The following is a 13,396-nucleotide window of genomic DNA, read 5'->3' as shown; positions in this document are numbered from 1 at the left end:
CGGACTCGATGCGAACGGCCGCCCACCAATCGAGCCAGAGCAGAGACGAATCTCCTTTGTTTCGAATCGCGGAACGACCTTTCGTGGCAATGAGGAGGGTGCAGATGTATTTTCCAACAGGCTGGTTGGAAAGCAGACGAGGGGGATCTGGAGTGAGTCGTCGGAAGGGACACTGTTTTATCCGTGACACACCTCGGGGAAGGTGAACATGTCGACTCGGAGATGGTGCGGTCACGGACAGATCGTCTGGAGGGAGTGCCCAGATGAGTGAGCCGATGGAGAGCGAGACGCATTGCTCGTGCAAAATCGGCCGCAATATCGATCGGTACGATCTCGCCGGACTGAACGAGGAGCTTCGACATCGCCGTGACGCAAAGAACGAGAGCCTTCGAGCCCTTGCCGATTATATCAACACGCGAGTCCTCGAAGCGGCGCTCGCCGACGCCGAGACCGACCTCACGAATGTCGCGTACGGAGCAGTGAGCACCGACGATGCACTATCGGCAGTGTACGAAACCCTTACGAGCGACGAAACGCCGCCCGACCGGGAAGCGCGCGTCCGTAAACGCTTTGAGCAACACGGCATCGATCTCGAACGCATCGAGTCGGACTGGGTTACACACCCGACCGTTCGGTCCCATCTCAACGACTGCTTACACATCGATACGACCCGTCAGACCCGAATTACGGGCGAAACAGCCCGAAATACGATCGAGTGGGCCCGAACCCGGTGTGGGCGGGTCGTCGAGCAGACGATATCTCGACTCGTAAGCGCAGAAATCGTGGCAATTCGCGACGTCGAGGTGTCCGTCCTGATTCAGATTACGTGTTCCGAGTGTGGCACTACGTACCGATTTGGGGAGTTACTCGAGGACGGTTCCTGCAAGTGTTACGCTGACGAGTCGACCGAATCGACTACCCACTGACGAGCCAACCGAATCGACCCCGCTGTCTCACGTGTCGCACGTCTCGGTTCCCCGCTCTCGTTTACGACCACGTTCTCACAATCCTCATTCGGCCGATACATGTGAACGATGACACCGAACGTATTCGCCGAATTCGGACACCGTTCTGAAACGAGAGGCCATATTCCATCTCGTACCAGAACTCTCTCTCGAAAGGAATTAGTTCTATTCTCACTTATGCTTTTGTAAACAAAGCTCGGTCGGAGAATATAAATGGAAGGGGGACGATGATAGAAATAATGTCACATTCCGATGGGAGCCTTCAGAAACCGACCGTCGAGGAGAGGGTCGAATTAGACGTTGAAAACATAGGCGGTATCGACGCATGTTCCGTCGAATTCCAGAGAGGGGTCAATTTGCTCACCGGGAGAAACGCGACCAACAGAACGAGCCTTCTCCGAGCGGTCAGCGGCATTCTCGGAGGGACGGATGCGACGCTCAAAAGCGACGCTGACGAAGGTCACGTCACGCTCACCGTCGGCGACAGAGAGTACTCGCGCCAGTACAAACGGACACCGACCGGCGTCCAGGTGACGGGGGAGCCGTACGAGGAGAACAGCGAACTTATCGATCTCTTTATCTCACTTCTCGAGAACAACCCGGCCCGACTGGCAGTTGAGCGCGGAGACGAACTCCGGGAACTCATCATGCGGCCGGTGGACACGACCGAAATCGAACGACGTATCAACCGGTTGCAAGACGAACGCGACGAGATCAGCGCGGAGTTAGATCGCATCGAACGGCAGTCGAAACGACTCCCGAAACTCGAGGAACAGCGACAGACGCTTTCAGCGGAACTCGAATCGCTCGAATCGGAGATCGAAACGCTCCATGCGGAAGTCACGAAATACGAGGCCGACGCCGAAATGGCCGAAGAGGCCGAAGAACTCGTCGATACGCTCGACGAGCGGCGAAAGGAGCGAAGCGAGATCGAAGATCAGATCGATCTGGTCTCGGCTGAAATAGACGCACTCGAAGAACAGCCGGCGGAACTACGCGCCGAGCGCGACACCCTGTCGGAGTATACGGAGGCGGATCTGGAATCTGTCCAGGAGAAACTCCGATCCGTCCGGAACCGGAAGCGGGAACTCGAGAATACGGCATCTGACCTCTCTGCGATCGTCGAGTTCAACGAGGACATCCTCTCGGACAGTATTTCGAATTTACCCGAAGAAACCACCAGCAACGATCCGGTGACGGAACTCGCCCCCGAATCGGATCAGGAGGTCACCTGCTGGACCTGTGGCAATCGAGCTGAACGTGGAGCGATAGCCGATCGACTGGAGAAACTGCGGTCGGTCGTGACAGAAAAGAGAAACGAATCGTCCGATCTCGAGTCACGGATCACCGAACTGGAGGACGAACAAGACGAGATTCGAGAGGCGATCGACGAGCGGGAACGGCTCGAAGCCGAGATCAACGACGTCGAACGTAAACTCGAATCGAAGAAGGAACGCAAGGCGTCCCTCGAAGCGAAAGCGTCCGACGTGCGAGAAGCCATCAGCGAACTCGAAACGGATGTCGCAGAAACCGAGGAGCTGCGCGACAGCGACCTGATGGAGACCTACGAGCGAATCAGCGAATTACAGTACGAGCAAGGCCAGAAGCAACAGGAGTTAGCGTCCATCGAAGACGAAATCGAGGAGATCGAGTTACTACCGGACAAGTCGGACCTGCAGAACCAACTCGACGAAGTTCGCCGGGAGCTCAATCGCGAGCGCGGGCGAGTGGCAGAACTCGAATCGGAATCCGTCTCGAAATTCAACGAGCATATGGACGAAGTGCTCGACATACTCAGTTACCGGAACATATCACGCATCTGGATAGAGAGAAAAGGGGCCGAGACGAGCGGGCACGAGAACACGACGTTCGACCTTCACCTCGTCCGAGAATCCGGAACGGGATCGGTATACGAAGATACGGTGGAGAATCTCAGCGAAAGCGAGCGCGAAGTGATCGGCCTGATAGTCGCGCTGGCCGGCTTTCTCGTTCACGAGGTATATCGGGAAGTACCGTTCATGCTACTCGATTCGTTGGAAGCGATCGACTCCGAGCGCATCGCGGATCTCGTCGATTACTTTTCCGAGTACTCGCCATACCTCATCGTCGCGCTGCTCCCTGAAGACGCCTCCGGCATTACAGAGCGCTATACGAGGATAACAGCTGACGAACTGAATTGACGAAGTCGCTATCGATGGTAAACTCGGGGGAGTAAAATAGAGGAACGGTTCTCAACCGACGAAAGTACAGGATAGAAGGTCTGCGCGGATAGAATAGACGATAATATGGCGATCAAACAACGTTTCGTCTGGATACCGCACCGCTACGATTTGACTGCTCTCAACAACAACGTGCCAGAGGATTTCAGCGCCCGGTATCGATACACTGCCGATGGACTTCTTTCAAACGCTGACGACGGTCCAGGGTGTAGCGAAATGTTCTTATCCGAGATTTGGAAAGGGGATACCATGGGACTCGACGCATTCTCTCTGAAAGGCCGTGTCGCAGTAGTGACGGGCGGAAGTCGTGGTATCGGCGAAGAAATCGCGGTGGCGATGGCCGAGGCCGGTGCGGACGTCGCACCAGTCGCACGGTCGGAAGACGCTCTCGAGGAGACGGGGGACCGTATCGAGGAGGCGGGCGGGACCGCCCACCCGCGCCCGCTTGACGTGACCGACGTGGCAGCCGTCGAGGCGATGTTCGACGACGTCGAGGCGACGCTCGGAGACGTCGACGTGCTCGTTAATAACGCTGGGGTCAATCCGTTCTTCGGAAACGCGCGAAATCTAGACCTCGAGACGTGGAAGAAGATTATGGACGTGAACGTCACCGGAGCGTTCCACTGTGCGCGTGAGTTCGGCCGACGGGTCGACGAACGCGATGGGACCGGGTCCATCGTAAACGTAGCCAGTGTCGGCGGCGTCGTGGCACTCCCCTATCAGACGCCGTATACCGCATCGAAACACGCGATGGTCGGGATGACGAAATCTCTCGCGGTCGAGTGGACGCCACAGATCCGCGTGAACGCCCTGGCGCCTGGCTACGTGAAAACGGAGTTTACCAAGGGCGTTCGCGAAAACGAGGATATCCGCGACGACATCCTCGAGACGATCCCGCAGAACCGGTTCGCCGATCCGGACGAGATCGCTGCGAGTGCGGTCTACCTCGCGAGCGATGCGGCCGGGTACGTTACGGGAGAGGTCCACGTCGCTGACGGGGGGATCGCCGCCCAGTAGCGTCACGCCGCATCGCTAACGTCGGACCCAGGGACTGAACAATCCGAGGATCACAAACAGGTGTGAAGAAGGATCGTCGAGGTTGGATTTTCTCTCCTTTCATCAGAGGTCGAGGCGGATACCCCGAGGCTTGACCTCGGGGAGGAAGGCGACACTTGGGAAACAAACCACGCCTTACAGCACGGCCAACTCCTCCACGCTACCAAACATCAACCACTAAATAATATCACACCATCTAATGAAGTATGGCAGAGGTGGTCAGGAACATCCAAGTCAAACTCAACGTCCCCGAGTCACGACACTCGGATGTTGACCAAACATTCGAGGAGTTCCGCCAAGCCGCCCAACACGTCGCAGACTACGGCTGGAGCGACGACCCAGACCACCTCATCAAAGCCAAAAACAAACTTCACAAAGCCACGTACACCGAAGTCCGCGAGAAAACCAATCTCCAAGCCAGCCTCGTTCAATCCGCGAGAAACCTCGCCGCCGACGCCTTGTCGAACTGCAAGGACTTGCTCGAAGACGACAAGAACACAAGCAAACCAGAGTTCCGAGGCACCGTCATCGTGTACAACGGACGTACCATCACGTACAACGACGACCACGTAACACTCGCCACCACTGGCGACCGCGTGACAGCCGAGTACGTCCTGCCACACGACGACGAGGATACACCGTTTGAGGAGTACTGGAACGAGGATGACTGGGAGAAGAAAGAGGCTACGCTCCACAAGCGTGATGGTGAATACTACCTCCACGTTGCCATTGAGAAAGAAGTTGAGCCTGTTACTGATGAGCAGACCGAGAACGGAGTGGTTCTCGGCGTTGACCTCAACGTGGATGGATACGTTGCCGTCACCAGCACTGGAGTGTACCTTGGAAACGCGGACGAATTGAACCACAAGCGCGACGAGTACGAACGTCGCCGTGGAAACCTGGAACAGACGGGCACTCGCTCGGCTCACCTCACCATCCAGTCAATCGGTGACAAGCTCGCCGAGTGGAGTCGCCACCGCCTACACGACGTGTCTAACGGTATCGTTCGAGAGGCCGTTGAGAACGACTGTACGCACATCGCGTTCGAGCGGTTGACGTGGATTTGGACGCGCATCTCGAACGCCTCGAAATTCCAGCAGTGGGCATTCCGTGAGGTTCAGCGCCAAGTCGAGTACAAGGCCGAAGAACACGGTATCGAAGTCGAAACCGTCGCTCCCCAGTACACGTCCCAGCGGTGCAGTCACGGCGAGTGTGGGTTCACTCACGAGGACAACCGTGATAGTGACGAGTTCGAGTGTTTGAAGTGCGGGAAGGAGTTGCACGCGGATTACAACGCTGCGCGGAATGTGGCGTGGCGTCTTGTCCAGAACTGGCTCAAGTCTGGTTCTGGACGGGCCACCAGTCAACTGGCCCTGAAGTCAGGAACGGTGAACGCGAACGGCGATTTCAACGCCTCCGCCTAAGTGCGGCAGAGCGGGAGTTCACTGACAAGCCTCGGGGCTTGACCCCGAGGCAGTTGACACTGGAGGCAACGCCAAGAGTCGAGATTGAGAAGTAGATACACTTCGATAGAGGGGTGTCATTGTTCTCAATATTTGAAAAAACACATCGATAGAGGAGGGTATTCGAATTGACTTGTGCTCGAGATAACGGAGAGAAAGCCCATACGGCGGTCAGTAGCAAAGTCAAATTACCGTCGGCTATCCGCACTAAATACACATCGATAGAGGTGTGTGATACGGGGTTCGATGGAGATATGTGATGGTGATTCGATGTCTGAGAAAAGACGAAATAATTGATTAACCACACGGATGGGGCCATCGAATCGGCGGTCGGGAAGCTGATCGAACTGTTTCAGTCGGGCCGTCGCTCGTCTCGAGCTGGGCGGAAATAGAAGATGTCGAGGTGACGTTCACTTCGATAGCAGTGTGTCGTTGACGCATGATGCGGAGGATTGACTGTCGAAGCGTATGTCACGTCGCATGATTCCACGCGGGTTACGTTTCGTCCCGAATCTGTGCCTTTACCACACTCGAGACCTCGCCCGGGGAGACGACGTTGATCCGCGAATCCTCGCGCAGCGTCTCGAGGATCGTCTCAGGTCGTTCGCCGAACTGAAACTCGAGGAACATCCCGGAACTCGGCCCGTGGCTCCGCCGCTCGAAATCAACCAGCGAGTACGTCGTCATTTCCTTCATCTTGTTCACGTACGTCTCCTGGTGATACTGCTCGGCGTCGATCGCGTCCGTGAGGAACTGGTAGACACGGTACCCGGTCGTACTGCGAGCAGCTTCGTTGGCCGTCTCGGCGGCGACAGCCGCAGTCGCGTAGAGACACAGTTTCTTCTGTGTGCTGATACCACGAACGACCTCGAGGACACGGTTCTTTTCGACTTTGTCCTGGGCCTGACGGACGTGGACTTCGCGTACGTTGTCGTCTCCTTCCCGTTCTGCGAGTTCACCTGCAACGCGCATGAGATCGATCGCTTTCCGCGCATCACCGTGTGTCTGGGCCGCGAATGCTGCTGCCAACGGAATCACGTCTTCATCGAGAACGTTTTCGAAGAACGCGTCTTGGCGCCGTCTGAGAATCGACTGTAGCTGATTAGCGTCGTAATCGTCGAAGTGAACGTCTTCAGGCGTGAACGAACTCAGGGCACGGCTGCCCACGGATTCCATCATTTTCGTATCGTTGGAGATTGCAACGACGGATATGTGTGCAGTGAGTTCGTTGTTGGCACCCGCTCGCGACAGTTGATAGAGAAGCCGTGAGAACGCCGGCTCTTGCTTGTCTCGGCGACCAACGAGCATATCGAGTTCGTCGAGGACGAAGACCGCGGAATCGAAATTTTCGTTGACGATACGATAGAGTTCGTCCCATTTTTCCTTGGTTGCGACGCCGTGTTTCGGAACCTCGACTTCGACTTGCGCCTCGTCAGCAGCACAATTTGCCAGTTCGTAAATAGCGACACCAAGTGTATCAAGATCCTGGCAATTCACTTCGATTGTCCCAAATCGGATATCTCGTGTTTCGCAGATTTCACTGATATTCTTACAGACAGCTTTCGTGATGAGCGACTTTCCGGTTCCCGACGGACCGTAGAGAAAGAGATTCGGCGGTCGATTGTCGCCGAGTGCAACTCGAAGCATTTTGGTCACTTCCTGGAGTTGACTGTCCCGACCGACGATTCTATCTTCTTCAACGATATGATTCGGATCGAGCAGTGACCGGTCGCGAATGAGTCCTTCTTGCTGATCGAACTCCAGTAACATATCCTCGATCGATTGCGAATCATCCTCGATCGATTGCGAATCATCGGCCGCTTCCGATTCGCTCGAAGAGAGAGATTCCGGTCGCTCAGAAGAGTCCGATGAGGGAGTACCATCTTCGGTTGGCCCATCCTTCGATTTCCCCGTGTTCTCTCGAGGATTTTCGAAGTCGTCTGTACCCATACAGTGGTGCATACAGGGCGGAACCAAAAGTGTTCCCACCTCTATCGATGTGTGTTTCACCGAGTGAGACTGCCAATAGTCGATATTCGAACGATCAGAGCGATAGATCACAGAAACTACTAGCTGATGAGACGTCTGCAGAAATACTGGCTACTCAAGGGACATGCAGCCTACGCAAGGGAACGTAACAGCCCGTTCGATGGGCGATAATATGGAAGGACAGACACCCCTCTATCGATGTGTTTCGGTCCTCATCGAAGTGTTCGCTCTGGTGTGTGAGAGTGCCAGTTGAACAGAGACAAAGAAGAGTTACTATATTTTGGGACGCGAATGGACGATTGATTGATTGTACGCCTTGATCGTGTGAATAATACACTTCGACTGGGTGAACGATATAAAGATGAAATTGTAGTGAGAAAAGGGGAATATGACACCTCCAAGACGACAAATATGGACGGAGAGGAACACATCGAACACTTCGATAGAGGGGTGTGGGTGTTCTATCTAGTCTAGCTAGATGAAAAGAAAAAGAAAGAAAGGCAATCGATCTCTTTTCGGCGATTCCTTCACTCGCTAACCTCTATGTTTGGATTATATTTGCTGTATTATATCCGAATGTCTGATTACCGATTTCAGTATAGTATTACCTACAATCTCGTTCTGCTCATCACCCCCTCATCGTCTTCCGGAAAACACATCGATAGAGGGGTGTGGGTGTCCTCGAGAAATACGTCCTCTTTCACTGCACGGTCGATACGTTAGAACGCTCTCAGCGCCTTGTTTCGACTGGGAGGTCAGGTCCACCGCATCTCGATCGGTCTTTCACGTCGATACGACAAACACTTCGATAGAGGGGTGTCTTCGTCCAGTTCACGTCATGTTTTTCTCCGGGTTTCACCATGTTTTTCTCTAGGTTTCATGGTATCTGTTTCTTCCAACGACGGGTCGTCTCTGGCAGTTTCCTTCCGTTGCTTTTCCGGCTATTATGGCTTCCAGATTTTTCATTCCGTTTTCTTTTTTCTTGCTACTCACTTGCTAGCTATTTCTCCTCCAACTATGACAACAGATAGATATTTGAAAGCGAATGCCAGCGGTTTAACCAACACTTCTCGTCTCACGGAAGTTGTTGGTTAAACTCGTCCGCTCTTATGTAGAGCTGGGGAATGCCCCCATAGCAAGGCAGTCGATGACGCTTACGAGGGATGCGCCAGCGAGATTCAATGAACGGATGATTCCAAATGTGTGAGCGGCCTGCTCCAAGCCGTGCTTGGACAGGCCGCGGAACTTCCGTAGCCACGGTTTGATGAGTGAAAAGAGGCACTCAACCTGGTTAATATGGACACCGTCAGGCGAGACGTACGTCTCGTCGTGCACAACGATCTGGTGAGTGTACTCCATCTGCCGATACGCTTGGAGACCATCAGTCCAGACCTCTCCCAGCGGCTGGGAGAGGTCTTCAGCCTCCTGTATTACTGGATCAAGGTCTGTTTCGTAACTGATGCCAAGCTGGCCGTGAACAACCCGTAGCACGTCGCGGCACGCCGCGACGAGCGTTATCTGGTCGCCGTGTCGTCCACGCCAGCGCGAGCGTCCTGATCGAGACGACCCGCCGCGGTGACGGCTGTTCCGCGGCGGGTCTTGGCCTTTGTATCCTGAACAGACGCTGCTGGATTCATCGATTTGTACCGGTCCGTCGATTTCCTGCTGGAACTGGTTCCAGTCGACCGGGAAGCCTCGCTGAACCGCGGCTTCGACCTCTCGAATGGCGTAGTAGACGGTCTTGTACGCTCGATCGAGCAGTGTCGCAATTTTCGAGATACTCAACAGCGTGTCGGCATAGAGGATGAATGCGAGAAGCACCTCTCCAGTGGTGAGGTGCTTCTCGTGAAACGGTGTTCCGTAGGTGCAAACCGGCTTGAACCCACAGCTTCGGCAGATAACACGATTCGATGACGGCCACGTTTGGATGCTTGGATCACCGCATTCTGGACACGGAGCCTGCTCCCAGAATTTCTTGAGTCGCCGCTCGATTTGATCATCGAGCGGCTTCGTCTGCAGTTCAACCACTCCAAGATCAACGAGCTGTTGCAGCATCTTCCCGAATGCTGGCTGAGACATATTCTCTTGAGATCAGCCATCACAGTGTAACCGTGGGGCATTCCCCAGCTCTACATAAGAGCGAACTCGTCTCCGTTGTACCGCCTGTCACAATTCCCTCTCGAAATACTGTGAGTCAGCGATGCTCCGTCGTGAAGGAACGGTAGGATTTCTCGACGTATCATTGCTCTCAGAGCACTGTTGTGTTGTCGGGCTGGATACGGTTTCGTAGACTGAGAGGAAGTGACGTTCCCGGAGCCTTCTCCACACCCCTATCGATGTGCTCATTCTGTATATGTGGGATTCACGCAGTAAAACACTTCGATAGAGGGGTGTCCAACAGGTCGAGGGACAGATCCACGGGCAAATCTGGGGATATCGATCGTTCTTCCTCTTTCGTGTCGCCTGTCGTACCACGCACCGTGGAATTACGAGGTAAACAATCGGATACCAGTATTTGGTTGCGCTCGAATGCCATACCGACTGTAGTGACAGCTCTCGATCTCGTTCTTTGAATTCCACCTTCTTTCCACTCGTCATGTTCACAATTCGTTCAGTAGTGTCTCCGATTACATTTCAGTTCGTTACATTCGGTATCGGACGAATGATGAACACATTGATCGTTGTAACACTTCGATAGAGGGGTGTCCATCGAAGCACCATCCTCGAGGTGATACACGACATAACAGTGTTAAAAGCCTGTTACTTGTAGTAGCGTTCGAGGCGCGTCGGCCGGTAAACCAGTCTCGTCGTCTCGCCTGATGTAGTGAAACGTCTACTTCGATGCTCTCGTCCGAGATGCCGATTATAGACCAGCTCCTGACTCATTCAGTTAGCCTAACTAATAAGTCTAACCAATAACTTTCTTTTGTAGAACCGGACGAAACGACTCGTGTCGGATAGACTGACTAGGTATCAGTGGTTTGGGTCGGGTAGCCCTCTACGGAGGGACCGCACACCGTTCGACTGAGGGATCGTATTTTGTGGATGCGAGTGGAATGACAACTGGTGCTTCCATGAGGACCAACGATAGCGATTCGTGCCGGCGCTCGGGGTCGAACCGATCCCTCTCTGCTGGAGAGTACTACACTCGAGAAAATGCGCCTGAATCCTCTCGGGGCGCACGACCGGGGAGATGACTATGTTCGACGACAGAACCGACGCAGGAGAACAACTCGCGGCGGCTGTCTCCAGTCGAGACATCGAAGCCGACGTCGTCCTTGCGATTCCCAGAGGCGGTCTCCCCCTCGGCAGAATCGTCGCGGACGAAGTTGGCGCTCCACTGGACGTCGTGGTAGCGAAGAAAATCGGCGCGCCGGGAAATCCCGAATTGGCGATCGGTTCGGTCGCGAGCGACGGCTCCATCTGGCTCAACGAAGAGATCATCGATCAACTTGCCGTCGACGATAAGTACGTGGAAACGCAGCAAGAGGAAGTTGCGAGGGCTGCGAGGGAGAAAGCAGATCAGTATCGGGCGGGTCGGGATCCGATCGATCTCGAGGGAAAACGAGTACTCGTTGTCGACGACGGAGTGGCGACTGGGGCCACGACTCGAGGCTGTCTTCGACGCGTACACAACGCCGGTGCGTCACACGTCACGCTCGCGGTTCCCGTCGGGCCACCGGAAGCGATCGAACGGCTTCGGGACGAAACCGATGCCGTCGTCTGCGTCGAGACGCCGGCCTGGTTCAGTGCTGTTGGTCAGTTCTACCGGTCGTTCGGACAGGTATCGGACGCGGAAGCGATGCAGTATCTGAACAGCGACGAATTTGAGCCAGCGTAACGAATCGTGGTGGTGAACTGACGACAAGCACGCTCCAGTCCGGCACGAACCGTCGACTCGAGTTGGAAGGGGACCCGAACAAGTATCCGGGAGGGCTTGGCTCAGTAGTGACCGTACGAGAACGACTGTTGGGAAAATCGAGACTGAGACCGTGGAGACGTGATCCATGACCGGAACTCCAGACGCGACCGACACGGTCGCAGCGCAAGCGACACGGAGTACGATTCACGAAAACTGGCGAGCACTTCTGCGTACCGGGCTCGTGCTATCTTGCCTGGGATTGCTCGGGATGGTTCTTCCATTGATTACCGATATTCCCTTATCGCTCATCCTGGGTACGTTATTGATCGTCGGCGGACTCGCCCACGCCAGCCACGTCCGTACAGAAACGCGGTGGACCGGACTTCTGTGGCACGTGGTGCTTTCGGCGGTCTACGTGCTCGGTGGCGTCGCGATCGTGTTGGATCCGCTAGTTGCGGTACTCGCGCTAACGGTGGTCCTCCTCTCGTACTTTCTGACCGCGGGTATCGTAGAAATCGCGCTTGGATTTCGGATCCGTGGCGAGAAACATTGGATCTGGCCGGTCGTGAGCGGCGGTTTTTCGCTGGTACTGGCGGTATTCATCTGGGTCAGTTGGCCTGATGATTCTCCGAGGCTACTCTCTACACTCTTCGGAATCGGGCTAATCACTACTGGGGGTGCGTTGATACTAGTCGCTATCGGCGGTCGGTCGGTCGCGCGGACACCGTTGCGTGAAGATGGCGTCTCGTAACGGCCTCACACCTCTAATCCAAGCGATAGTCCTATCAGGCCGATACCGAACGCGTAGATCGGGATGACGTACCGCCAGATCGCGTTCGGGACGACCCGAACCGCGTAAGGGGCGACAATCGCCGCGAGAAACCCGCCGGCGAAGATCGACGGAAGAAGTCGGAAATCGACGGGGACTCCATAGTGGAACAGAAGGAGGAACGTGACTACGCCGGTAATCGAAACGATACCCTCGGCGAGTGTCGTGATCGCAACGGCGCTCTTTTCGTAGACACCGGAGAGGATCTGCCCCAACGTGATGACGGGACCGTACCCACCGCCACCGATTCCCTTGTTCACGCCAGCCAGCAGTGCAAAGGCAACGAGTCGCCGAGGTTTATACTCGATCCGCGTCCGCAATTTTGCACGCGAGACTCCGACGACTCCCATTACCAGAACGAGGACCGAAACGTACGTCTCGATCGCAGCTTCGGAAAGCTCGAGAGCGACGTATGTGAGTACGACTGATCCGAGCGTGGCGACCGAACCGACACCGACGAGCAAGAGGAGGAGTTTCGACTCCTCGTTTAACGGTCTAACGGAGAACGCGACGTTTTCGACGTTCTGATGAACCGCACCGGCGATCAACCCCGTCAGCATCTCGGAGACGAGCAGCACGGGGACGATCTGAAGCGGTTCGTATCCAAGGACGAACAGGAGCGGCGCAAGTCCCGTACCGAAACCCATCCCCGCCGCGGAGTCGGTCGTCTCGAGGACGAACGCGATGAGGACGACGAGTGGAACGAACGGGTTCTGTCTCGTTCCACCGTCGAAAACGATCAGCAAGGAGGCGATCACAGTGACGTAGACGACGCCGAGTAACACGAGCCGTCGCCATGCCTGCCTCGGGAGCCGCATCCGCTCGGCAGCGGTTTGTTTCCGGTCCAGTGCTTCCGCTTCGACACCGATTTGCCGAGGTGGTGCCTCTGGGGGGATCTGCTCGGCCTGTGGTCCCGTATCCGCGTCTTCGATCTGATAGTCCACGTTTCTCGTCGAAAGGGGCTGGTATTTCCGTGTCAGATTCTGAATATCTGGGCCCGAAGACAGCGATTC

Annotated in this window: 9 protein-coding genes; 6 read left to right on the top strand and 3 right to left on the bottom strand. The window is 55.3% G+C overall.

Annotated elements, in window-relative coordinates; translation table 11 throughout:
* Positions 1-263 precede the first annotated feature (263 nt).
* From rdfA to NJU76_RS21355, 4 genes are all read left to right on the top strand, one after another.
* Positions 264-926, top strand: a complete 663-nt coding sequence (gene rdfA, locus NJU76_RS21370; RefSeq protein ID WP_254533818.1) for a rod-determining factor RdfA — start codon at positions 264-266, stop codon at positions 924-926.
* 278 nt (positions 927-1,204) lie between these two features.
* Entirely contained in the window at positions 1,205-3,145 is a 1,941-nt protein-coding gene (locus tag NJU76_RS21365) for an archaea-specific SMC-related protein (protein ID WP_254533817.1), read from the top strand.
* Positions 3,146-3,433: 288 nt separating this feature from the next.
* On the top strand, positions 3,434-4,201 hold the full coding sequence (locus NJU76_RS21360; RefSeq protein ID WP_254533816.1) for an SDR family NAD(P)-dependent oxidoreductase: 768 nt from the start codon (positions 3,434-3,436) through the stop codon (positions 4,199-4,201).
* Positions 4,202-4,446: 245 nt separating this feature from the next.
* Positions 4,447-5,664 (top strand): RNA-guided endonuclease InsQ/TnpB family protein, encoded by a 1,218-nt coding sequence (locus NJU76_RS21355; protein ID WP_254533815.1) that lies wholly within the window; start codon positions 4,447-4,449, stop codon positions 5,662-5,664.
* Positions 5,665-6,198: 534 nt separating this feature from the next.
* Here NJU76_RS21355 and NJU76_RS21350 read toward each other — a convergent pair.
* Together NJU76_RS21350 and NJU76_RS21345 are read right to left on the bottom strand one after the other, a co-directional pair.
* Positions 6,199-7,653 carry an orc1/cdc6 family replication initiation protein gene (locus tag NJU76_RS21350; RefSeq protein ID WP_254533814.1) on the bottom strand — a complete coding sequence of 485 codons (1,455 nt, stop codon included), beginning with the start codon at positions 7,651-7,653 and terminating at the stop codon, positions 6,199-6,201.
* Between the two features lie 1,146 nt (positions 7,654-8,799).
* A complete protein-coding gene (locus NJU76_RS21345; protein WP_254533813.1) occupies positions 8,800-9,771 on the bottom strand; it encodes an IS1595 family transposase in 972 nt (323 codons plus the stop codon).
* Positions 9,772-10,891: 1,120 nt separating this feature from the next.
* Here NJU76_RS21345 and NJU76_RS21340 point away from each other — a divergent pair.
* On the top strand, positions 10,892-11,533 hold the full coding sequence (locus tag NJU76_RS21340; RefSeq protein WP_254533812.1) for a phosphoribosyltransferase: 642 nt from the start codon (positions 10,892-10,894) through the stop codon (positions 11,531-11,533).
* Positions 11,534-11,699: 166 nt separating this feature from the next.
* Positions 11,700-12,305, top strand: a complete 606-nt coding sequence (locus tag NJU76_RS21335; protein ID WP_254533811.1) for an HdeD family acid-resistance protein — start codon at positions 11,700-11,702, stop codon at positions 12,303-12,305.
* 5 nt (positions 12,306-12,310) lie between these two features.
* Here NJU76_RS21335 and NJU76_RS21330 read toward each other — a convergent pair whose 3' ends face one another.
* The gene (locus NJU76_RS21330) at positions 12,311-13,327 is read right to left on the bottom strand and encodes a TSUP family transporter (RefSeq protein ID WP_254533810.1); all 1,017 of its coding nucleotides are present in this window, start codon (positions 13,325-13,327) and stop codon (positions 12,311-12,313) included.
* Positions 13,328-13,396: the final 69 nt, after the last annotated feature.

It is taken from the genome of Natrinema gelatinilyticum (genome assembly GCF_024266705.1).
GTDB lineage: Archaea > Halobacteriota > Halobacteria > Halobacteriales > Natrialbaceae > Natrinema > Natrinema gelatinilyticum.
This window is presented reverse-complemented; position numbering and strand designations above follow the sequence as displayed.